We start from the raw sequence: 21,038 nt of genomic DNA, 5'->3' as shown, positions 1-21,038 counted from the left end.
TAACACATATTTGTTCATTTATTTTTTAGTCTCCTTTTTTGGAGTTACAGTATTCGATTCTGCTAAGTAATTTGCTAAAATTTTATCCACCAACTCTTCTTTTGTTAAATGATGAAAAATTGTTTTTACCTTTGATTTAAAATCTTCAGAAACATTACGGTTTGGTTTGGTTTTAAATATTTTTTTCGCCCAAATTAACCCATTATTTTCTTCAATACTTTGCGCATCTGCCTTTTTAAAAGGCTTAAAAACAATCCCTAATTCCTTTTCGAAATCAGCAATATCTTTTACCTCATCTTCTTGTAAAACCGTTAAAGAAAGCCCCTTTGCTCCTGCTCTTGCCGTTCTTCCGCTTCGGTGAACATACGCTTCATAGGTATCTGGTAAATGATAATTAACTACATAAGAAACTTCTTTTACATCAATACCACGCGCTGCTAAATCGGTAGCGACTAAAATATCAATATAGCCTTCTCTGAATTGCCCCATAATTCGATCACGAATTCCTTGGGTTAAGCTACCGTGAATTGCCCCTGACGAAAATTTATTAATCGCTAAGTTTTTAGCTAATTTATTAACAGCCGCCTTGGTTTTACAGAAAATAATACCACGCTGTCCTTCTTTCGAATTTAAAAAATGAAGCAATACCTCTAGTTTTTCAATAGGCTTTACAACGACATATTGATGCGCTATTCCTTGATGCCCAACTGTTGTCATATCCGCCTGGATATTTACAACGTTTTTAGACATATAATTTTGAACCAACTGCTTTATAGCTCCCGACATGGTTGCTGTAAATAATAAAGTTCTTCTATTTTTTACATTTGGAATTCCTTTAATAATAGTATCTACCTCCTCTTTTAAGGCACTTACCATTTCATCAGCTTCATCTAAGACAAAATATTTTACTTCTTTAATATTGATAGCACCACGCTTTACTAAATCGACCAAACGCCCTGGTGTTGCCACGACAATATGTGTGGTTTCTTTTAAACGCTCCATTTGAGGTTTTATAGGAATTCCTCCACATACAGAAGCGATGCTTATTTCAGGCATATTGGTAGCAAAAGAGACTAAATTTGCATGAATCTGCTGTCCTAGCTCTCTTGTAGGTGCTAAAATTAAGGTTTGTACGTTGGTGTTTTCGGTGTCAATAGATTGCAATAAAGGCAGTCCAAAAGCAGCAGTTTTACCTGTTCCTGTTTTTGCTAAAACAACAACATCTTCTTTTTGATTTAGAATAACAGGGATTGTTTTTTCTTGTACATCTGTAGGTACCGTAATTTTTAAAGCAACTAAACCCTGTTGTAATTGTTCATTAATTCCTAAATCTGAAAATTGTTTTGGCATAAAAATATATTTTTTTGCAAAGATAATCACTCTTTACAGCAAATACACTTCTTTTTATGCTAGTTTTCTTGCATCAGAAATTATATAAAAGATTTATTATTAAATAATTCAGGGTTTTCGCCTTTAATATTTTTATAAAATTGATAAAAATGCTCGAAATCGGCTTTTATATCGCCTGTTGTGTAAAAAGGTTTTGATAGTTTTACTTCCTTATTTTCAAAGTCGAAACCAAGCATTACAATCGGCACGTTTGCCCCTTGTGCGATATAATAAAAACCTGTTTTCCATTTTTCTACAAACTTCCTTGTTCCTTCTGGCGATATTGCCAATCTGAACTCTTCTTTTGTATTAAAAACATCAATAATAGCATCTACCACGTTGGCGCTTTTGCTTCTATCGATAGGAACTCCACCAAGAGCTTTAAAAAACAAGCCAAAAGGCGGTTTAAATAATGATTTTTTACCTGCGAAATTAAGTTTTGTACGGGTAATATTTTTTGAAAACAACCCAACCATAAAATCTTGCCAACTGGTATGAGGTGCGCCAATTAACACGTATTTATTGAGTTCTTTAGGGAATTCGCCGTTAAATTTCCAGCCTAAAATTTTAGTAAATATAATTTTTGATATCATGTTTTGTAAAATATAATAGTATAGATGCCAAAAATAGGGTTTTATTTTTCAAAACAGATAGGTTATCATCATTTTGCTTTTGCACGGGGTTGTTTGATATCCGCGCGTAGTGTACAGACGCGATTTATCGCGTCTCCCATAATATATACAACATATAACACAATTATAATTTTATCATCATCAATTTTTATATCGAATCTGATATCAATATTATATAAATAACCACAAAAAAAGACGCGATAAATCGCGTCTCTACCAGATTATTGAACATCGGTAAAACATTCTCTTGGTAAATAGATATCACTAAATTTCATTTGATTCGCATTAAACCACTTTACTTTATATAAAATTTCAGAAACCATTTTTCTTTTATCGCCATTTTGATAAAAATCACTAGTGTTTTCATTCTTTTTGATGCCACATAGAATAAAATCAGGCGAAGAATCATTTGCTATATATTGAACTGTGTCTGTGTTTTTTTGAATTTTAACAGGGTCACTCTTTTTAAATATTTCAAACTTTTTTGTTCTGAAAAACACATTTTTACCATAACTATATTCAGGAATAACGTATTTTCTTGTTTCTTCAATTAATAATTTACACTTAACATCTTTCAATACCATTTCACCTTTTTTTACACCTTCTAATTTAGCAATATGAATTTTATCATATTTTTCTAACATAGATTCATATAAAATAGCTTCTTTAAATTCCGTTTTATTATCATCAAAAAAAACGCAAGTATATTTTATTCTTTCAGCTATTTGCTCCCCTAATTCCTCCGAATGAGTTTTCTTTTTTTTATCTTCTATATAAATTTCTTTAACAATCATAAACGGCGGAACTAACTTCCCGTCTCCTTTTATTTTAAAGTCGTAAAGTAACGGATGTGTTTTTAAAGTTACAATATCGCCAATAACAATTTCTTTCTCCTGTTTATTTTCTTTGGATTTCTCTTGCATTTTTTTTCATCTAAAGTAATAAAAATCTTACATTTACAATCAAAGTAAGGAAGTTCTTTAGTTATTATTAATAAACATTTATTTGAGCCATTGTAAATTTTTAATTTCAATTAATTCAGACCTTTTTCATTGATTTATTAAAGGGATAATACATACGTGAATTAGTTAGAGTGAATTTATTTTCGATTCTCGCATATAATATTAATATAATATGCAACAATCGAAATAAATTAATTTTAGTTGTTTTGACTTCTTCCTTGACTTGGAACTTGATGTAAAAGATAATTACCATATAAATAAATTATGAGTTGATTACTAAGCATTATTGCCTCCTCTAAAGATACGTTCAATTGCATCGGGAATCGTGAATACGGTTAATAGCTCAATCATTTTAAAATGATGTTACGTTTATTAAATTTAAATACCGAGCGAGAACTTCCTTTACTTTTACTTCATTTTAATGCTATATTTCTATGGATAAGAAAAAACAAAAAGATTGGTTTAAAGACAGAGGATATCCGCATTTTTCGAATAAAACGCCATTATCCGTCAGAAAGAAAGTGGAAAGCTATGTTTCTAATCCTCAAAAAGTAGCAAAACACTCTTTTTTACCATTGATTTTTAAAGAAATTAAACAGCGTAGATATAAAGAATCTAATTTTGGTGATGAAAATAATAATGAAATTAGGCGTTCTCACAAGAAGTTAAAAAACGGTAAGATTATTTCTAATACAAAAATTAGAGAAATTTTATACGCAACTCATATAGACGCTCATGTGTATTCGTATTATACTCAAAAAATAATTACGCCAAAATATGAAGCTTATTTAAGAAAAAATGAATTACTTTCTAAGGCAATAACCGCTTATCGACGAATTGAAACCGACGATAAATTAAAATTTAAAAATAACGTTCATTTTGCCAAAGATGTTTTTGATGAAATTAAAAAGCGTCAAAATTGTGTTGCCTTGGTTTTAGATATTGAAAACTTCTTCCCTTCTTTAAATCATAAAAAATTAAAATTAATTTGGGCAAAAACACTTGGTTGTAAAACTTTACCTAAAAATCATTATAATCTTTTTAAAGCAACGACACGGTTTTCTTACGTGAAATTAAACGATTTAAAAACAAAGAATAATCATTTTGATGAAAAGGAATTAGCAAAACATCGCAAAAGCGGAAAAAATACTTTTTTTGAAAATATACACGGACTTTTAGATTCCGATATTATTATCCATAAAAATCAAAAGAAGAATAAAAATAATAATGAACCCATAGGTATTCCGCAGGGTTTGCCGATAAGTGCTTTACTTGCCAATATGTATATGTTGCCTTTTGATGAAGCGATTATAAATGAATTAACGCTTAAATATGATGTTTTTTATAGAAGATATTCTGATGACATTGTTGTGTTGTGTGATGAAAACCTCATCGATTTTGTTCAAAAATTTATTATTTACCAGGTTCAAAAAATTGATTTGACAATTTCAGCTGAAAAAACAGAAATAACTTTGTTTAAAATACACAATAACAGGCTTAAATCTTTTAAAATACATCAAGATAATTTAAAAGAAAATATTCCTTTAAATTACTTGGGTTTTGAGTTTTATGGCTATCAAACGCTACTTAAATCGAAGAATTTAGCACAGTTTTACCGAGAAATGAAACAAACCGTAAAAAGAAAACATAAACGAGTAGAACATCTTAAAGAAAAATTATTGTTAGATGAAGCGCCTTTGTTTAAGCGAAAATTATATCGATTGTATAGTTTTAAAGGTGTGAAATCTAGAGAAATTGGAATTAAAAAAAGAAAATTCCGAGGAAATTACCTACGCTACGCATATAGAGCTTCGGATGATTTAAATGCGCCTGAAATAAAACGGCAACTACGTAATCATTGGAGAATATTGCAAAAAACAATTCATAAATATGATTTTTCAAATATTGATTATAAAAATAAAAAAACCTCAACTTGAATAAAGCTGAGGTTTTTTTTAAATTTAAAACGTATTAAATCTACTCCTTCAATCGCTTCACTAATTTATCTACGGTTAAACCCTGTGCGATTATTGAAAAAACCACCACAATGTAAGTAATTACTAAAAATAATTCTCTTTCCATACTTGCAGATAATCCTAAAGCTAAAGCGATTGAAATTCCTCCTCGCAAACCTCCCCAAGTCATAATAACATCGGTGTTTTTAACGAAATCTAATTTCTTTTCGAATATTTTTATCGGTAAAAATAACGACGCATAACGGCATATCAAGCAAATAGGAATTGCTAATAAACCAGCCAATACGAACTTTCCTTCTATGGCTAAAACTAACATTTCCATTCCTATCAATACAAATAAAATAGCGTTTAATAAAATATCTATTAATTCCCAGAATTTATCAACATATTTCTCGGTAGTTTCCGACATTGAATGTGCTCTTACCGTGTCGTTTCCTACAATTAAACCCGCAGTTACCATTGCCAAAGGCGCTGATAAATGAAATTTATGACATAAAACAGTTCCGCCCATTACAGTAGCTAAGGTGATAATTACTTCAATATCAAAATCATCAATAGATTTTAATAATTGGTAAGTAACCCAACCTAAAATAAGCCCAATTCCAATACCTCCTATTACTTCCTGTCCGAAAAGTTGCGCTACATCTAATGCACTTACATTTGCGGTTCCTGATTCGGCAATTTTAAAGATTGTTAAAAAGATAACAACACCTACACCATCATTAAATAAAGACTCGCCAACAATTTTTGTTTCTAATTTTTTAGGAACTCCTGCTTTTTTTAAGATTCCTAAAACCGCAATCGGATCGGTTGGTGAAATTAATGCTCCGAATAACAAACAATTGATAAAACTAACCTCTAAACTGATCAGTTGTAAACCAAAATACATGGCGATACCTACTAAAAACGTCGATGTTAAAACTCCTAATGTTGAGAACAATAAAATGGGTCTTCGTTGTATTTTAAGTTGATCAAAATTGGTGTGTAATGCTCCTGCGAAAAGTAAGAAACTTAGCATTTCATCTAAAAGCAAGGTTTTGAAATCTATTTTTGAAATAATGGATTTCTCGAAGTTTAATAATGTCGGATCTATATTAGACCACAAAAGAACACCGAAGGTGAATAAGATGGTTAAAATCATTAACCCAATCGTATTTGGGAGTTTTAAAAACCGCACATTGATATATCCGAATACTGCGGATAAAAAAATTAGTACGGTGGCTATTACATAAATATCATTCATATTGATAAAATTTTAAATTTTTAGCGTTATTTTTATTATTAGTTTTTATTAGCTGAAATTCAGAAACAAAATTAATGTAAAAAAGCACCTCAATTTAATTAAGGTGCTTTTTATAGAATATATAATTATTTAGTGTGATAAATAATTATAATTACATAATAAATAATCTACGGTGCTGCATTAAGTCTTGTACTTGCTCAGCTATTTGCGCTAATTTATCTTCATCAGAAGCATTTTTAATAGCATCATCAATTAAATCAACAACAGCTTGCATATCTTCTTCTTGCAATCCACGGGTGGTAATTGCAGGTGTTCCAATACGAATTCCTGAAGTTACAAAAGGAGATTCTGTATCAAAAGGAACCATATTTTTGTTTACCGTAATATCTGCTTTTCCTAAAGCGATTTCAGCATCTTTTCCTGTAATGTTTTTATTACGTAAATCAATCAACATCATGTGATTGTCTGTTCCTCCAGAAATAATATCATATCCTTTTGCTACAAAAGCTGCTGCCATAGCTTTGGCATTTTCTTTTACTTGTAGTTGATATTCTAAAAATTCATCAGTTAAAGCCTCACCAAAAGCCACTGCTTTAGCTGCAATAACGTGCTCTAAAGGTCCTCCTTGATTTCCTGGGAAAACTGCAGAATTTATCAATGTTGACATTTTCTTTAACTTCCCTGATTTTAATTTTAATCCAAAAGGATTTTCAAAATCTTTACCAATCATAATAATTCCTCCACGTGGTCCACGTAAGGTTTTATGCGTAGTTGAGGTAACAATATGACAATGTGGTAATGGGTCAGATAAAATTCCTTTAGCAATTAAACCTGCAGGATGAGAAATATCAGCCATTAAAACAGCACCAACGCTATCTGCAATTTCTCTAAATTTAGCAAAATCCATATCACGAGAATATGCCGAAGCTCCTGCGATAATTAATTTTGGCTTGTGCTCTTTTGCTTGTGCTTCTAAATGCTTGTAATCAATTTTACCAGTTTCTTTATCAACACCATAAAAAACAGGGTTGTATAATTTACCAGAAAAATTTACTGATGATCCGTGTGTTAAATGCCCACCGTGCGATAAATCAAAACCTAAAATAGTATCTCCAGGCTTTAAACATGCCGCAAAAACAGCCGTGTTTGCTTGTGAACCTGAATGTGGCTGTACATTTACATATTCAGCGCCAAATAATTCTTTAGCTCTGTCAATAGCAATTTGCTCTATAATATCAACCACTTCGCACCCTCCGTAGTAACGTTTACCAGGATATCCTTCTGCATATTTATTAGTTAAAATAGAACCTTGCGCTTCCATTACTTGTTCACTTACAAAGTTTTCAGAAGCAATCAATTCTAAACCATTTAGTTGACGTTCTTTTTCTTCTTGAATTAAATCGAATATTTGATGATCTTTTTGCATCTTATCTTTTTTATCTTTTGTGATATAATCTGTTATATAATAATCCAAATGTAATAATTTTATTATGGAAAGTTTATGCAATTGTTATCTATTTTAAAACAAGTACATCGGTCAATAAGTTAACCAATACTATATTGACATCATTTGTATTATTTTAACTTTATTATTATTATTTTACAAGATGACTATTGGTTTTAACTGAAAAAATATGTAGGTTTGAGGTAAAATAAATACAGATATTCAATGAAAATAACAGCAAATAATCCGAATAGAAAATCATGGATACATGTAGATGAAAATTCTGATTTTCCCATACAAAACATTCCTTTTGGAGTCTTTATAACCAAGGAAGACATTATAACAATAGGAACCAGGATTGGTGATTTCGCTATTGATTTAGGTGCCTTGCATCAGTTAGGTTATTTTAAGGAAATTCCTTTAACCGATGATATTTTTTTACAAGACACTTTAAATGATTTTATTGCTGATGGGCGTAAAACTTGGCGCTTGGTTCGTAATAAAATTGCCGATATTTTTGATGTAAACACTACTGATTTACAAGAAAACTCGGAACATAAAAAGGATATTATTTTTAAAATGGAAGATGTTGAAATGCAACTTCCCGTAGCTGTTGGTGATTATACTGATTTTTATGCAAGTAAAGAACACGCAACCAATGTAGGGTCTTTATTTCGCGATCCTGAAAATGCCTTATTACCAAACTGGTTGCATATTCCTATTGGCTACCACGGTAGAAGTTCCTCTATTATTCCTTCAGGAACTCCTGTACGTCGTCCTGTTGGGCAACAAAGACCTAGCGAAGGATCTACAACGCCAAATTTTGGGGCTTCAAAATTGTTGGATTTTGAATTAGAAATGGCTTTTATTACTACAGTGGCAAATGATTTAGGTGATAGAATTCCTATTCAAGATGCTGATGAATATATTTTCGGATTGGTTTTATTTAACGATTGGTCGGCACGTGATATACAGGCTTGGGAGTATGTTCCTTTAGGGCCGTTTTTAGGAAAGAGCTTTGCTTCTACTATTTCTCCTTGGATTGTTACTTTAGATGCCTTAGCGCCTTTTAGAGTTGATAACCCAAAGCAAGTACATGAACCTTTACCGTATTTGAAAAAAGAAGGAAAAGATAGTTTTGATATCAATTTACAGATGGCGATTCAGCCTGAAGGAAAAGAAGAAACCGTAGTTTGTAACTCGAATTTTAAATACATGTATTGGACTATGGCGCAACAATTAGCGCATCATACCATAAACGGTTGCCCTATAAATGCGGGTGATATGATGGGTTCAGGAACAATTTCAGGACCTACCAAAGATAGCTTTGGTTCTATGTTAGAGTTAACTTGGCGAGGACAAAATCCATTAAAAATGAATGATGGTTCAGAGCGTAAATTTATAAACGATTACGATACTGTTATTATGCGTGGATATTCTAAAAATGATGAGGTTCGCATTGGTTTTGGAGAATGTACAGGTAAGGTTTTACCAGCTATTGAATTTTAGAGAAATTTTAGAGATTTATCAAAATTTTAATTTTATTATTTAGAGCATAAAAAAGCCATTTCGTATTGAAATGGCTTTTTTTTATTTATTACTTAAAACTTGAATAGTCTTTTCTGTTTTCTACTATTATTCTTCGTCCTCGTCGTCTTCCTCTTCTTCTTCAATTGGTGGATGTCCAAAAATTTCTTCATAAACGACATCAAAATTAGCACGTAAATAGGCATTTAATTTCTTTCGATAATCATCTCGTAACCAATCGATAAAATTATGGGTAGATTTACAAATACATTTCGAATATCGGTGAATCCTATCATCAATTTCACCACCTAATTTTCTAGCTAAAATTAAGGCATCAAAAACATCTTCACTATTTTCGATACAAATTCTTGCATGATGCTCTATTGATTTTTCCAATACTTTTTTAGACGATTGCCCTGCCTGTATAACATCAATATATACTTTTTTTACATCAAAATAGACATCTTCAGTTTTTGAAAATTCTTCTCTAATATTGGTAGGTAATTCATATCTGAACTCACTTTCTATTTCTTCATCTGACAATAGATTATCTAAATAGAAATTAGGCGCTCTAAACATTTTATGCCAATCTAAATCAGCTCCCCAAGGACCAAAACGATGAAAATTATTTCCTAAATCAATCACATTAAACGTAGATTTACCTTTAAAAATACGAGATCCCCTACCAATCATCTGATAATACAGTGTTAATGATTTTGTAGCCCTGTTTAAAATAATAGATTTTACCGAAGGTTCATCAAAACCAGTTGTTAAAATACTTACCGAGGTGATAATGGCATTTGGCGTTTTGTGAAACCATTTTAAAATACTATCACGTTCTTTTTTAGTATTAGTGTTGTCTAAATGCGCAATATCATAACCTGCTTTTTTAAAGGTATCATAAACGTGTAACGAGGTGTTAATTCCGTTATTAAAAATCAACGTTTTTGTACCTTTTGCACGTTCTTCATAAGCCTGTAAAAGCTTTGATAACATGTCGGTATTGGTATATAAATCTTCCGATGATTTTACAGTATAATCTCCGTTTGCTCCTATTTCTAAAGATGTTAAACCAACATTATAAGAAAAAACATTTGCTCTTGCTAAATATTCATTTTGAATTAAAGTTCCAATACTTTCACCGGCAATTAAATCATCATAATTGTCTTTCATTGGTAATTTGATATTCGAACTCAAAGGCGTTGCGGTAACTCCTAAAATAAACGATTTATCAAAAAACTTAAATAATTTGGTAAATGAATTATAATGCGCTTCATCAATAATAACCAAACCTACATCAGAAATATCTAACATTTCGTCGTTTAAACGATTGTTTAGCGTTTCTACCATTGCAACGAAACAATCGTATTTATTTTGGTCATCTAAATCGGCTTTACTATCAATAATTTTATTTTCTACCCCAAATTCGCCAAGCATTTTTGCTGTTTGCTTGCATAATTCAATACGGTGAGTCATTATCAGTACTTTTTTCTGATAATGTTTTATAAACTGACGGGTAATTTCTGAAAATATTACTGTTTTACCTCCACCTGTTGGTAGTTGATATAATAGATGAAAATTTTCAGGAGCATTTTCAAAACATTTGAAAATTTTAAAGAGTGCTTCTTTTTGATAATCGTATAAGTTTTTTCCTTTGGTTTCTTGTGGAGGTGTGTTTTCGTTGCTCAATTTTATGCTTTTTTATACTTTTTTCGAATAGGCAAAAATACGACGTATTTAAGTAAGTTTTGATAAAACCACTATGTTTTTTAGAATTTTGTCAAATCAATTTGAGCAATTTCATAATGAGAAGCATGGGCTACGACTGCTTCTTTTTGAATAATTAAGAGTTGAGGTGATTGATGTTCTACCTGAAATTGAATTCCTATTTCGTTCGAAATTTCTCTATAAGAAATCAAATCAAGGTAATACACTTTAAAATCTTTTAAAGATTCATCAAAACTCTTTTCAAAACGACTCTTTGCTACACTACTAATACTACATCTTGTGGAATGTTTAAAAATAGCAATCGGTTCTTTTTGTGATTGCTTTTTTATGTCTTCTAGTTGCGATAAAGCGATTAACGGAATCCAATTAATAAATGTTTTATCCTCTGAACTATTCATATCTTTAGTACCGCCAAATATTGTGTTAAGTATTCCCATTTTTTGTGTGGTTTTTAGTTTTTAAGCAGGTAAATATACGATATAAAATAGTTAGGGGTCTTAACAGGTTTTTCACGGCTAACAACCCCTAACAAACTGTCAAAAAGTCATTAAAAATGGACTAAACAAGCTTTTTTAAGAGTTTTAGATGACTTTTTGTCTTTACACTGATGTAAATCAATGTAAAAATATTAAAAACACCCCCTTTAGCACTACTTGGTCTACTTGGTACTACTTTTGCCTTTAGTCACTTGAAGTAACATAAAAAATGAAAAAGTTAACTAGTTAAATAATTTTAAATTATGAACTTGAATAATTATACAACAAAATCACAAGAAACCATACAGAAGGCGCAGCAGATAGCCCAAGAATATGGACATCAGCAATTAGAAAACGAGCATATTTTTAAAGCCTTATTTTCGGTAGATCAAAACGTATTGCCTTTTATTTTAAAGAAGCTGAATATTAATATTAGTGTTTTACAGCAAATTTTAGACAAACAACTAGAAGGATTTCCTAAAGTTTCTGGCGGCGAATTAATGCTTTCTCGACAAGCGAATAAAGCCTTAAATGAAGCATCAATTATTGCTAAAAAAATGACCGATGAGTATGTTTCGATAGAGCATTTAATTTTAGCAATTTTCAAATCAACAAGTCAAATCGCCCAGGTATTAAAAGACCAAGGTGTTACCGAAAAAAGTTTGACCGCTACTATTGATGAATTAAGAAAAGGTGAACGTGTTACTTCTCAAAGCGCCGAAGAAACCTATAATTCTTTAAATAAATTTGCAAATAACTTAAATAAGTTAGCACAAAACGGAAAGTTAGATCCTGTAATTGGGCGTGATGAAGAAATCCGCAGATTATTGCAGATTTTATCTCGAAGAACAAAAAACAATCCCCTATTAGTTGGTGAGCCAGGAACAGGTAAAACAGCTATCGCCGAAGGTTTAGCACATAGAATTATCCGTGGCGATGTTCCTGAAAATTTAAAAGACAAAGTAATTTATTCTTTGGATATGGGGGCGTTAATTGCAGGTGCAAAATACAAAGGAGAATTTGAAGAACGTTTAAAATCCGTAGTAAAAGAGGTTACCTCATCAGACGGAAATATTGTTTTATTTATTGATGAAATTCACACTTTAGTTGGTGCGGGTGGCGGTGACGGCGCTATGGATGCAGCTAATATTTTAAAGCCCGCCCTAGCCCGTGGTGAATTACGAGCAATTGGTGCGACTACTTTAGATGAATATCAAAAGTATTTTGAAAAAGATAAAGCTTTAGAGCGTCGTTTTCAAAAGGTAATTGTTGATGAACCTGATACCGAAAGTGCTATTTCTATCCTTCGAGGAATTAAAGATAAATACGAGGCGCATCACAAAGTACGTATTAAAGATGAAGCTATTATTGGTGCGGTTGAATTATCGCAACGCTATATTACAAATCGTTTTTTGCCTGATAAAGCCATTGATTTAATGGATGAAGCAGCCGCTAAATTACGTATGGAAATGAATTCTAAACCCGAAAATTTAGATATTCTTGATCGTAAAATAATGCAATTAGAAATTGAAATTGAAGCAATTAAACGTGAAAACGATGTTGTTAAATTAAAATCTTTAAATGAAGATGTTGCTAATTTAAAAGAAGAACGCAATGAAATAAGCGCAAAATGGCAATCAGAAAAAGCCGTTGTAGATGCTGTTCAGCAGTTAAAAACAGATATTGAAAATTATTCGATTGAAGCTGATAAAGCCGAACGTAACGGTGATTATGGTAAAGTAGCTGAATTGCGCTACGGTAAAATAAAAGAAGCTCAAAAATTATTAGAAGTTCAACAAGAGATTTTAGAGAATCAACGTGAAGGTTCTTTAATTAAAGAAGAGGTTACTTATGATGATATTGCCGAAGTTGTAGCAAAATGGACTGGCGTTCCTGTTACGAAGATGATTCAGTCAGAACGTGAAAAATTATTAAAACTAGAAGACGAATTACATAAACGTGTTGTAGGACAAGAAGAAGCTATTGTAGCGGTTTCCGACGCTGTGCGTCGTTCAAGAGCTGGTTTACAAAATCCTAATAAACCTTTAGGAAGTTTCTTGTTTTTAGGAACTACAGGTGTTGGTAAAACCGAACTAGCAAAAGCATTAGCCGATTATTTATTTGATGATGAAAATGCCATGACTCGTATTGATATGAGTGAATACCAAGAGCGTCATTCTGTGAGTAGATTAGTTGGAGCACCTCCTGGATACGTTGGTTATGAACAAGGTGGACAATTAACAGAAGCAGTTCGTAGAAAACCCTATTCTGTTGTTTTGTTAGATGAAATTGAAAAAGCACATCCTGATACGTTTAATGTTTTACTTCAAGTTTTAGATGAAGGAAGATTAACAGACAATAAAGGACGTGTCGCCGATTTCAAAAACACCATCATTATTATGACCTCTAATATGGGAAGTCATTTAATTCAAGAAAAATTCGAGAATTTCGATACTTTAAAAGATGATGTTGATACGGTTATGGAACATGCTAAAACCGATGTTTTAGGCTTATTAAAACAAACAGTTCGCCCAGAGTTTATCAATAGAATTGATGATATTATCTTGTTTACGCCTTTATCAGAAAAAGATATTAAACAAATTGTACGCATACAATTAAACGGCGTTAAAAAAATGATAGCCGAACAACATATCACCTTAGATGCTACTGATGCTGCTATTGCATATTTGGCTAAAAAGGGCTATCAGCCGGAGTTTGGTGCACGTCCTGTAAAACGAGTGATTCAAAAAGAAGTATTGAATCAATTATCTAAAGAAATACTATCAGGAAATGTTACGACCGATAGCGTTATTTTATTAGATGCTTTTGATGGTGCTTTGGTTTTTGTAAATCAAACTTTTAAAAATAAAGCTCTTAAAGAAGAAACTACAGTTTAAATGTTTAAATTAAATTTAGTACTAAAATCAAAAGAGCTACCTTTTTGGGGTAGCTCTTTTTTTGTTGTTTGTTTATCTTTTTCTTAATATAAACAATTAACTTTTCCTTTTCTTTTGCGCTTTTTTTCTTGCTTTATTTTTTTGTTTTGAATGATTTTATATTAAAATCTCATACCAACACCAAAACCTACTAAAATAGGATTAATATCAACATCGGCAGTTACCGTAGCAATTCCTGCATCTACAGTAACATCAGTACTTAAACCGATATATTTTGCATCAACATTTAAAAACCAAGTGTCGTTTAAATCATAATCGAAACCTAATTGAGCAGCGTATCCGAAGGCATTATCGTAATCAACATCAACAACAGCTCCTGGATTTGCATCGTAAAAAATAGTGTAATTTACCCCTGCTCCTACATACGGTCTGAATTTATTCAATCCTGTAAAATGATACTGAACCGTTAATGTTGGAGGCAATAACCAAACATCACCTAAATTTACATTTCCTAAGCTTGTTCCTGTTGCTTTAACATCGTGTGGTGTTGTTCCTAAAATTAATTCTGCCGCAATATTTTCGGTAAAAAAATACGTAAAATCTAATTCAGGAATAAAACTTTGTGTAATATCGACATCGCCTCCTATAGTGCTAATAGTTGCCGATTCGTTTGGTAATACACTAACCCATCTAAAACGAGCTTGCCATTTTTTGTCCGTTTTTGTAGTGTTTTTTAAACTCTCCTTTGAACTTTCTTGAGCATTTGCATTATTTACATTGGTAAAAAATAATACTCCTAAAGCAATACTTAAAAAAACTTTTTTCATGATTAATTATTTTAATAATATACCGCAAAACTACCTCATCAAATAACTATAATAAATGACTAAAATCATAGTTTGCTAAATTTATTTTACACAACAAGCCTAGTACTTGTGCATTGCGTTGCTAAAAAAAGCCTAAAAATTATATAGATTATATCGTTATATTTGCATTATTATGCAAAAAAAAATCAACATACAGAATAAAAAGGCTCGTTTTGAATACGAGATACTCGATAAATATACCGCAGGAATTCAGCTTACAGGTACTGAAATTAAATCAATACGTCTTAGTAAAGCCAGAATAACCGAAAGTTTTTGTGAATTTAATGAACAAGGCGAGCTTTTTGTGGTTAATATGTATATCGAAGAATATGCTTTCGGAAATCATTTTAATCATAAAACAACAAGTGAACGTCGTTTATTGTTAAATAAAAACGAATTAAAAAAATTAGCCCGCGAAGTCGAAGCTAAAGGAAATACCATTGTTCCGTTAAAATTATTTATCAATAATAATGGATGGGCAAAATTAGACATCGCTTTAGCTAGAGGAAAAAAGACCCACGATAAACGTCAAGTAATGAAAGATCGTGATAATAAAAAAGATTTAGCGCGTATTAAAAAAGATTTTAATTAAAATGAAGAACTATGATAAATACATTGCTTAAGGTAATTCGCTGGAAACTGCTTTTATACTTTGCGATTGTATTTTTCTTGTTTAAGTATTGTTTTTTATACGGTTACGGTTTTGAAACAATACTTTCTTTTTTTGATGCTGCTATTTTAACAAGCGCACTACTTTTACTAATAGCCTCTAGTTATTTAGTTGTTTTTTACAAAGGAAAACAACTTGGTAAAGCCAATCTTTTTTTACCTTATTCGAAAAAATACGCTATTATTTTTGGTGTTTTAGGCTTGATTTTAAGCAGCTTTTTATGTTTTAAAATTGAAAGACCGAGTTATAGCTTTTTGTTTTTAATTTTCTTTTCAATAATTATTCGCTATTCTAAAAAAATTATTGAAAAAACATTTATGAGTAACATATTAAGACCTTTTTTACGGTCTTTCTTTGTGTTGTTTGTTTGCTGGTTAGACAGACCCATAAACATTAGCTCAACAACTCAATTAGATTTGTTTTTTAAACTACAAATTATTCTTTCAATATATATTATTAGCGCTTTTTTAACCAATATTGTTAGAGGAATTATTATTGATATCATTAATTACGATCGTAAAAGTAAAAACGAAACTTTGCCTTTTTTATTAGGAAGAAATAGAGCGAAAAAAACAGTGATAATCATCACTATTATTACTTGTTTTAGCTTATTGTTAATTCCTTTCTTATATATTGAAAACCATTATGTACGCCTACTAGTACTTTCTTTAACGGTTTTTTACAGGTTGTTTTTTTATTATTACTTATTAGGTGCATCAACAACATCTAATTACACCTTTTTATTAAAAATACTAAATGTTAGTTTTGTGCTTTCATTTTTAAGCATTCCAATTCTATCTTACTATCTTAAATCTTATTTATAAAATATGCTAGCTAGCAAACTATCAAAATACACCGTGATTTTAGCTTCAAAATCACCTAGAAGACAGCAATTAATTAAAGACTTAAACATTCCTTTTATCATCAAGACAAAAGAGGTTGAAGAAATTTATCCGGAGCATTTAAAAGGCACAGAAATAGCTGATTTTTTAGCTGCTTTAAAAGCAGAACCTTTTAAAGATGAACTAACTCAAACCGATCTTTTAATAACTTCGGATACCATTGTTTGGCACAATAATAAAGCGCTGGGAAAGCCAAAAGATTATAATGATGCTTTTAAAATGCTTAAAAACCTGTCTGATAATACACATCAAGTGATTACTTCTATCTGTATTTCAAATAAAAACTTCAAAAAGATATTTAACGACAGCACTACTGTTACCTTTAAAAAATTATCTGATGATGAGGTTCATTACTATATAGAAAATTTCCAACCTTTTGATAAAGCGGGTGCTTACGGCATTCAAGAATGGATTGGTAAAGTAGCAATTACCAAAATTGAAGGCAGTTATTTTAACGTAATGGGCTTTCCTATTCATAAACTTTACAAAGAATTAATAAATTTGTAGTTCTATTGTAGTTCTATTTTTTTTTAAAAGATTATTTTTGGCACGTATTTACAACAACACAACTCAACTGATGAAAAAATATACTTATACTGAAAAAAAAGATACCCGATCTGGGTTTGGTGATGGTTTAACAGAATTAGGAAAAACAAATCCTAATGTAGTTGCCTTATGTGCCGATTTAACAGGGTCTTTAAAAATGGGCGATTTTAAAAATAATCATCCAGAGCGTTTCTTTCAAATAGGAATTGCTGAAGCCAATATGATTGGTATTGCAGCTGGTTTAACGATTGGTGGTAAAATTCCATTTACAGGAACATTTGCAAACTTCTCAACAGGGCGTGTTTATGATCAAATTCGTCAATCTGTAGCCTATTCTGATAAAAACGTTAAAATTTGTGCTTCACACGCTGGTTTAACTTTAGGTGAAGACGGTGCTACGCATCAAATTTTAGAAGATATTGGATTGATGAAAATGTTACCTGGTATGACAGTAATCAATACCTGTGATTACAGCCAAACAAAAGCAGCTACCTTAGCAATTGCAGAACACCAAGGACCTGTATATTTACGTTTCGGTCGTCCAAAAGTGCCTGTTTTTATGACTGATGAGCCTTTTATCATTGGAAAAGGAATTCAGATGACACAAGGAACTGATGTAACTATTGTTGCCACTGGGCATTTAGTTTGGGAAGCTTTACAGGCTGCCGAGCAATTAGAAGCAAAAGGAATTTCTGCGGAAGTAATAAACATTCACACAATTAAACCGTTGGATGAAGAAATTATTTTAAAATCTGTAGCAAAAACAGGATGTATTGTAACTGCTGAAGAGCATAATAAATTTGGAGGTTTAGGTGAAAGCGTTGCACGTTGTTTAGCAACCAACACGCCTACTCCACAAGAATTTGTAGCGGTTAATGATAGTTTTGGTGAATCGGCAACTCCTGATGAATTGATGGAAAAATACGGTTTAAATGATAAAGCAATCATTAAAGCAGTTGAAAAAGTAATTTCGAGAAAATAATATTTTTTCACACATTTTATAATACATGAAAAGCATCATTTTTTATAAATGATGCTTTTTTTATCTTTATTCTTATCAAACAAACAGAAAATTAAATTAATCAATAATAAACACTAACTACTTAAAATTAAAAACAATGAAAAAAATTATCTTAGGAGCACTTCTTTTTATAGGAGCTACACAAATGCAAGGTCAAACGCAATACGGTATAAAAGGAGGAATTAATTACAATTCAGATTCTTTTTCAGATGTTAAAAACGATGTTCTTTCGGGCGGTGAAAGTAAAACAGGTTTTCACGCAGGTGTTTTTTTAAGAGGAAAAATTCCTATTATCGGTTTATTTATTCAGCCAGAATTAGTGTACACTCAGTTAAATAGCGATGTTATTTTTACACCAGACGCTACATCTTCCCCTATAAAAACATCGTATTCTTTTAGAAAAATTGATGTTCCTGTATTAATTGGTAAAAAACTAGGTGGTGTAGGACGTGTTTTTGCAGGACCTGCTTTTCAATATGTTATTGAAGGAGATTTTGATACCGATAAAATTAAAGACGTAAAAGCTGATGGTTTTTCAGTAGGAATGCAATTAGGTGCAGGTCTTGATTTAGGAAAATTTGGTGTTGATGTTCGTTGGGAAAGAGCTTTTTCAGATACCCAAAGTGAATTAATAAAAAATAAAACAGCTGCGAATCCAAACACTACAAATGTTGAGTTTGATACACGTGTAAATCAAATTATTGTAGGTATTTCTTATATGTTTTAATAGATAAGCAAATATTTAAAGCAAAAAAATCCTGAACAAATTGTTCAGGATTTTTTTTATGTCTTTTAAAGTCTTTTAGTTTAAATATTTAAAAGAAAATATTATCTAATAAATCTATTTAAAAAATCAGGTACAGAAGGTCTTGTTGCATCGCTAAAATTACTCAGCGGATCACCACCTTGCTTATTAACTTCCTCTTTAGTTAATTTCCCATCTCCGTCATCATCATTATCTAAATAATTAGGAACTCTATCGTTATCAGAATCATCATTCCAAGGTTTCCCATCACCGTTTACATCTTCTTTAATAGAAGGAACATTATCTAAATCATGGTCTGTATCTTCTATAATATCATGTAATTTAACCATATAAAGTAAATTTTTATTGGCTAAAGCTCCTGTATTTCTATAAGATAATCCTGAAGGAACTAAGAAAAAACCTTCACCAGCACCCTCGTATAAATTAGGAGCATTATCTTGTTTTTTTAAGACGCCTCCTTTAAAATGCGTAAAACCATACAACCAGCCTCTAACAGCAATTTGTTGCGCATTAAACCAAGTTGGTGTTTCTAAATCTTGTTCTTTTACTAATTTATCTGAGACAACTAATGAACTTAATCGGTAGGTTGTTAAAACAGAATCAACAACAGTAGTATTTTTCTTGGTTGATATTCCTTGTTTTTTTACGAAATGATAATAGGTATAATCTAAATCGTATTCATTTACCGTTTCGGTTTTTAATCGACTGTCGGTAAATAAGGCTGTTTTTCCTTTAATTAAAGGCTTTATAGAGTCAACATCATCTTTATAATAATGCGTTTTTAAGAATTCAACAAGAGTATCGCTATCTTTTACTGCTTGCGCCTCATGGTCAAAACGAACAATAGTTCTTCCATTATCTGATCCGCAGGAATACAGAAAAATACTAGTTACTGCGAAATAAAAAAGGTGTTTAAATTTTATCATTTAATTCTGAAATTTTAACTTGCAATTTACCATTTTTATACCTTTGTAAAAAACTAAAAGATAAATTTTAACTTTTATTATGAGAATTGATAAATACTTGTGGTGTATCCGCTTTTTTAAAACCCGAAGTATCGCTACTGATACCTGTAAAAAAGGACACATTAAAATTAATGGTGTCAAATTAAAACCATCAAAAGAGCTCTTCGGAAATGAAGAAATAAGCATCCGAAAGAATCAAATAAATTATAAGATAAAAGTCTTAGACATACCTGATAGCCGTGTTGGCGCTAAGTTGGTTGATTTATACCGAAAAGATTTAACCCCGAAAGAAGAATTTGATAAAACTGCTTTATTAAAATATTCAAAAGATTATTACCGAAAAAAAGGCGCAGGAAGACCTACCAAAAAAGACCGAAGAGACATTGACGATTACGGTGATTCTGAAATTGATACCGACAATAATTTTGAAGATGATTCTGACCGAAATGACAATTAATCAGGTTAAAATTACCGTAATTTGTAATATCTTTATCTTTTCTTTTTAAATTTTTAAATAAAAAAATGAACGTATCAGACTCTATTATATTAAACAACCTACAAGTTGAACAAAAAATCCGTCGTATTGCCTTTCAAATTTACGAAAGTAATAGCGATGAAAAAGAAATTATCATTGCAGGAATTGCTAATAATGGCTATTTATTTGCTGAAAAAATACACAAAGTATTATCGGAAATATCGCCTTTAAAAATCGAATTATGCAAGGTTTTTATCGATAAAAAAAATCCTATAAAACCAATAACCACCTCTTTATCGGTTGCCGAATATGAAAATAAATCATTGGTTTTAATTGATGATGTTTTAAATTCAGGAACGACCCTAATTTATGCGGTAAAGCATTTTTTAGACGTTCCGTTAAAGCGTTTTAAAACCGCTGTTTTGGTAAACCGAAACCACAAGAAATACCCTGTAAAAGCCGATTTTAAAGGGATTTCTCTTTCAACCTCAACCAAAGAACACGTTGTTGTTGAATTTAAAGACGATCAAACACTGGTTTATCTAACCTAAAA

At 31.1% G+C, this 21,038-nt stretch carries 19 protein-coding genes; 10 read left to right on the top strand and 9 right to left on the bottom strand.

Annotation, left to right across the window (positions count from 1 at the left end; genetic code table 11):
- Positions 1-18: 18 nt before the first annotated feature.
- The 3 genes from DPIF8902391_RS04480 to DPIF8902391_RS04470 all read right to left on the bottom strand — a co-directional run bounded on the left by DPIF8902391_RS04480 (position 19) and on the right by DPIF8902391_RS04470 (position 2,944).
- Entirely contained in the window at positions 19-1,350 is a 1,332-nt protein-coding gene (locus DPIF8902391_RS04480; RefSeq protein ID WP_172505147.1) for a DEAD/DEAH box helicase, read from the bottom strand.
- Between the two features lie 80 nt (positions 1,351-1,430).
- A complete protein-coding gene (locus DPIF8902391_RS04475) occupies positions 1,431-1,982 on the bottom strand; it encodes a 1-acyl-sn-glycerol-3-phosphate acyltransferase (RefSeq protein ID WP_172505146.1) in 552 nt (183 codons plus the stop codon).
- 260 nt (positions 1,983-2,242) lie between these two features.
- On the bottom strand, positions 2,243-2,944 hold the full coding sequence (locus DPIF8902391_RS04470; protein WP_172505145.1) for a hypothetical protein: 702 nt from the start codon (positions 2,942-2,944) through the stop codon (positions 2,243-2,245).
- A gap of 473 nt (positions 2,945-3,417) precedes the next feature.
- Here DPIF8902391_RS04470 and DPIF8902391_RS04465 point away from each other — a divergent pair, with 473 nt between their 5' ends.
- Positions 3,418-4,920, top strand: coding sequence for a reverse transcriptase domain-containing protein (locus DPIF8902391_RS04465; RefSeq protein WP_172505144.1), 1,503 nt, complete (start codon positions 3,418-3,420; stop codon positions 4,918-4,920).
- A gap of 40 nt (positions 4,921-4,960) precedes the next feature.
- Here the strand turns inward: DPIF8902391_RS04465 and DPIF8902391_RS04460 are convergent, their stop codons facing one another.
- On the bottom strand, positions 4,961-6,202 hold the full coding sequence (locus DPIF8902391_RS04460) for a cation:proton antiporter (RefSeq protein ID WP_101915217.1): 1,242 nt from the start codon (positions 6,200-6,202) through the stop codon (positions 4,961-4,963).
- A 151-nt stretch (positions 6,203-6,353) separates the two neighbouring features.
- The gene (locus tag DPIF8902391_RS04455) at positions 6,354-7,628 is read right to left on the bottom strand and encodes a serine hydroxymethyltransferase (protein ID WP_058886256.1); all 1,275 of its coding nucleotides are present in this window, start codon (positions 7,626-7,628) and stop codon (positions 6,354-6,356) included.
- 243 nt (positions 7,629-7,871) lie between these two features.
- On the opposite strand from DPIF8902391_RS04455, the gene fahA reads away from it, so the two are divergent.
- Positions 7,872-9,155: a fumarylacetoacetase gene (fahA, locus tag DPIF8902391_RS04450; RefSeq protein WP_058885015.1), complete on the top strand. Its 1,284-nt coding sequence runs from the start codon at positions 7,872-7,874 to the stop codon at positions 9,153-9,155.
- Between the two features lie 126 nt (positions 9,156-9,281).
- On the opposite strand, the gene DPIF8902391_RS04445 is transcribed toward fahA, so the two are convergent.
- The gene (locus DPIF8902391_RS04445; RefSeq protein WP_172505143.1) at positions 9,282-10,862 is read right to left on the bottom strand and encodes a DEAD/DEAH box helicase; all 1,581 of its coding nucleotides are present in this window, start codon (positions 10,860-10,862) and stop codon (positions 9,282-9,284) included.
- Between the two features lie 80 nt (positions 10,863-10,942).
- Positions 10,943-11,338 carry a bacillithiol system redox-active protein YtxJ gene (gene ytxJ / locus DPIF8902391_RS04440; protein ID WP_172505142.1) on the bottom strand — a complete coding sequence of 132 codons (396 nt, stop codon included), beginning with the start codon at positions 11,336-11,338 and terminating at the stop codon, positions 10,943-10,945.
- 302 nt (positions 11,339-11,640) lie between these two features.
- Here ytxJ and clpB point away from each other — a divergent pair, with 302 nt between their 5' ends.
- The gene (gene clpB, locus DPIF8902391_RS04435; RefSeq protein ID WP_172505141.1) at positions 11,641-14,274 is read left to right on the top strand and encodes an ATP-dependent chaperone ClpB; all 2,634 of its coding nucleotides are present in this window, start codon (positions 11,641-11,643) and stop codon (positions 14,272-14,274) included.
- 161 nt (positions 14,275-14,435) lie between these two features.
- On the opposite strand, the gene DPIF8902391_RS04430 is transcribed toward clpB, so the two are convergent.
- Positions 14,436-15,101 (bottom strand): OmpW/AlkL family protein, encoded by a 666-nt coding sequence (locus tag DPIF8902391_RS04430; RefSeq protein ID WP_058885011.1) that lies wholly within the window; start codon positions 15,099-15,101, stop codon positions 14,436-14,438.
- A 172-nt stretch (positions 15,102-15,273) separates the two neighbouring features.
- Here DPIF8902391_RS04430 and smpB point away from each other — a divergent pair, with 172 nt between their 5' ends.
- The 5 genes from smpB (at position 15,274) to DPIF8902391_RS04405 (ending at position 19,006) form a co-directional block, all read left to right on the top strand.
- Entirely contained in the window at positions 15,274-15,732 is a 459-nt protein-coding gene (smpB, locus tag DPIF8902391_RS04425; protein WP_172505140.1) for an SsrA-binding protein SmpB, read from the top strand.
- An 11-nt stretch (positions 15,733-15,743) separates the two neighbouring features.
- On the top strand, positions 15,744-16,634 hold the full coding sequence (locus tag DPIF8902391_RS04420; RefSeq protein ID WP_172505139.1) for a UbiA prenyltransferase family protein: 891 nt from the start codon (positions 15,744-15,746) through the stop codon (positions 16,632-16,634).
- A gap of 3 nt (positions 16,635-16,637) precedes the next feature.
- Positions 16,638-17,219 (top strand): Maf-like protein, encoded by a 582-nt coding sequence (locus DPIF8902391_RS04415; protein ID WP_172505138.1) that lies wholly within the window; start codon positions 16,638-16,640, stop codon positions 17,217-17,219.
- Positions 17,220-17,289: 70 nt separating this feature from the next.
- Positions 17,290-18,240, top strand: a complete 951-nt coding sequence (locus DPIF8902391_RS04410; RefSeq protein ID WP_058885007.1) for a transketolase family protein — start codon at positions 17,290-17,292, stop codon at positions 18,238-18,240.
- A gap of 136 nt (positions 18,241-18,376) precedes the next feature.
- Positions 18,377-19,006 (top strand): porin family protein, encoded by a 630-nt coding sequence (locus tag DPIF8902391_RS04405; RefSeq protein WP_172505137.1) that lies wholly within the window; start codon positions 18,377-18,379, stop codon positions 19,004-19,006.
- A gap of 101 nt (positions 19,007-19,107) precedes the next feature.
- On the opposite strand, the gene DPIF8902391_RS04400 is transcribed toward DPIF8902391_RS04405, so the two are convergent.
- Positions 19,108-19,971 (bottom strand): peptidylprolyl isomerase, encoded by an 864-nt coding sequence (locus DPIF8902391_RS04400; protein ID WP_172505136.1) that lies wholly within the window; start codon positions 19,969-19,971, stop codon positions 19,108-19,110.
- 79 nt (positions 19,972-20,050) lie between these two features.
- Here DPIF8902391_RS04400 and DPIF8902391_RS04395 point away from each other — a divergent pair, with 79 nt between their 5' ends.
- Positions 20,051-20,467 carry an RNA-binding S4 domain-containing protein gene (locus DPIF8902391_RS04395; protein WP_172505135.1) on the top strand — a complete coding sequence of 139 codons (417 nt, stop codon included), beginning with the start codon at positions 20,051-20,053 and terminating at the stop codon, positions 20,465-20,467.
- A gap of 65 nt (positions 20,468-20,532) precedes the next feature.
- Entirely contained in the window at positions 20,533-21,036 is a 504-nt protein-coding gene (locus DPIF8902391_RS04390; protein WP_058885003.1) for a phosphoribosyltransferase family protein, read from the top strand.
- The last annotated feature ends 2 nt before the right edge of the window (positions 21,037-21,038 follow it).

The sequence above is a fragment of the Tenacibaculum finnmarkense genomovar ulcerans genome, assembly GCF_900239495.1.
GTDB lineage: Bacteria > Bacteroidota > Bacteroidia > Flavobacteriales > Flavobacteriaceae > Polaribacter > Polaribacter ulcerans.
This window is presented reverse-complemented; position numbering and strand designations above follow the sequence as displayed.

Bases quoted from the DNA above. Each gene is read 5' to 3' on its own strand.
- DPIF8902391_RS04475 (WP_172505146.1), bottom strand. From the start codon at position 1,982: ATGATATCAAAAATTATATTTACTAAAATTTTAGGCTGGAAATTTAAC.
- DPIF8902391_RS04455 (WP_058886256.1), bottom strand. From the start codon at position 7,628: ATGCAAAAAGATCATCAAATATTCGATTTAATTCAAGAAGAAAAAGAA.
- clpB (WP_172505141.1), top strand. From the start codon at position 11,641: ATGAACTTGAATAATTATACAACAAAATCACAAGAAACCATACAGAAG.
- DPIF8902391_RS04405 (WP_172505137.1), top strand. From the start codon at position 18,377: ATGAAAAAAATTATCTTAGGAGCACTTCTTTTTATAGGAGCTACACAA.
- DPIF8902391_RS04470 (WP_172505145.1), bottom strand. From the start codon at position 2,944: ATGCAAGAGAAATCCAAAGAAAATAAACAGGAGAAAGAAATTGTTATT.
- smpB (WP_172505140.1), top strand. From the start codon at position 15,274: ATGCAAAAAAAAATCAACATACAGAATAAAAAGGCTCGTTTTGAATAC.
- DPIF8902391_RS04410 (WP_058885007.1), top strand. From the start codon at position 17,290: ATGAAAAAATATACTTATACTGAAAAAAAAGATACCCGATCTGGGTTT.
- DPIF8902391_RS04415 (WP_172505138.1), top strand. From the start codon at position 16,638: ATGCTAGCTAGCAAACTATCAAAATACACCGTGATTTTAGCTTCAAAA.
- DPIF8902391_RS04430 (WP_058885011.1), bottom strand. From the start codon at position 15,101: ATGAAAAAAGTTTTTTTAAGTATTGCTTTAGGAGTATTATTTTTTACC.
- ytxJ (WP_172505142.1), bottom strand. From the start codon at position 11,338: ATGGGAATACTTAACACAATATTTGGCGGTACTAAAGATATGAATAGT.
- DPIF8902391_RS04400 (WP_172505136.1), bottom strand. From the start codon at position 19,971: ATGATAAAATTTAAACACCTTTTTTATTTCGCAGTAACTAGTATTTTT.
- DPIF8902391_RS04465 (WP_172505144.1), top strand. From the start codon at position 3,418: ATGGATAAGAAAAAACAAAAAGATTGGTTTAAAGACAGAGGATATCCG.
- DPIF8902391_RS04390 (WP_058885003.1), top strand. From the start codon at position 20,533: ATGAACGTATCAGACTCTATTATATTAAACAACCTACAAGTTGAACAA.
- DPIF8902391_RS04420 (WP_172505139.1), top strand. From the start codon at position 15,744: ATGATAAATACATTGCTTAAGGTAATTCGCTGGAAACTGCTTTTATAC.
- DPIF8902391_RS04480 (WP_172505147.1), bottom strand. From the start codon at position 1,350: ATGCCAAAACAATTTTCAGATTTAGGAATTAATGAACAATTACAACAG.
- fahA (WP_058885015.1), top strand. From the start codon at position 7,872: ATGAAAATAACAGCAAATAATCCGAATAGAAAATCATGGATACATGTA.
- DPIF8902391_RS04460 (WP_101915217.1), bottom strand. From the start codon at position 6,202: ATGAATGATATTTATGTAATAGCCACCGTACTAATTTTTTTATCCGCA.
- DPIF8902391_RS04395 (WP_172505135.1), top strand. From the start codon at position 20,051: ATGAGAATTGATAAATACTTGTGGTGTATCCGCTTTTTTAAAACCCGA.